Here is a 1401-nt window from a genome sequence, read left to right as displayed (position 1 = left end):
AAAATTTGTTCTTTGAAAACTAGATAATATTTATTAAATTTTTAAGCAATAAGCCGAGAAACACCGCGTTTTATTAGTTAAGAACGTAGTTCTTAACAAAACCACTTTGCTTTAAGTAAAGTTAGGTTAAGTTATCAAGGGCGCATGGTGAATGCCTTGGCACTAGGAGCCGATGAAGGACGGGACTAACACCGATATGCTTCGGGGAGCTGTAAGTAAGCTTTGATCCGGAGATTTCCGAATGGGGGAACCCAGCAGTTTTAATCGACTGTTACTATTAACTGAATACATAGGTTATATAGAGGTAAACGCAGGGAACTGAAACATCTAATTACCTGCAGGAATAGAAAGAAAAATCGATTCCCTAAGTAGCGGCGAGCGAACAGGGAAGAGCCCAAACCAAGAAGCTTGCTTCTTGGGGTTGTAGGACTGCTCATTTGAGTTACCAAAGATTTTTATAGTAGAAGAGTCTGGGAAGACTCGCCGTAGAGGGTGATAGCCCCGTATACTAAATGAAAATCTCTCAGAGCAGTATCCTGAGTACGGCGGAACACGAGAAATTCCGTCGGAATCCGGGAGGACCATCTCCCAAGGCTAAATACTCCCTAGTGACCGATAGTGAACCAGTACCGTGAGGGAAAGGTGAAAAGCACCCCGGAAGGGGAGTGAAATAGTTCCTGAAACCATGTGCCTACAAATAGTTAGAGCCCGTTAATGGGTGATAGCGTGCCTTTTGTAGAATGAACCGGCGAGTTACGTTTGCTTGCGAGGTTAAGTTGATAAGACGGAGCCGTAGCGAAAGCGAGTCTGAATAGGGCGCCATAGTAAGTAGACGTAGACCCGAAACCAAGTGACCTACCCATGTCCAGGTTGAAGGTGCGGTAAAACGCACTGGAGGACCGAACTCATGTATGTTGAAAAATGCTGAGATGAGGTGTGGGTAGCGGAGAAATTCCAAACGAACTTGGAGATAGCTGGTTCTCTCCGAAATAGCTTTAGGGCTAGCCTCGGAATTAAGAATCATGGAGGTAGAGCCACTGTTTGGACTAGGGGCCCATCTAGGGTTACTGAATTCAGATAAACTCCGAATGCCATTGATTTATATCCGGGAGTCAGACTGCGAGTGATAAGATCCGTAGTCGAAAGGGAAACAGCCCAGACCACCAATTAAGGTCCCAAAATACATGTTAAGTGGAAAAGGATGTGGAATTGCACAGACAACTAGGATGTTGGCTCAGAAGCAGCCACCATTTAAAGAGTGCGTAATAGCTCACTAGTCGAGTGATTCTGCGCCGAAAATGTACCGGGGCTAAACATGTTACCGAAATTGTGGATGGAACCCATTAGGGTTCCGTGGTAGGAGAGCGTTCTAAGGGCAACGAAGCTAGACCGTAAGGACTG

Annotated in this window: 1 rRNA gene (only partly in view); it reads left to right on the top strand. The window is 45.5% G+C overall.

From position 1 onward, the window contains the following. Nucleotides 1–124 precede the first annotated feature (124 nt). Nucleotides 125–1401: ribosomal RNA gene (locus tag AC1RPT_RS07515) — 23S ribosomal RNA — on the top strand; it runs 1742 nt beyond the window's last position.

The sequence above is a fragment of the Dellaglioa sp. CoH-56-MRSF-11 genome (genome assembly GCF_056782135.1).
This window is presented reverse-complemented; position numbering and strand designations above follow the sequence as displayed.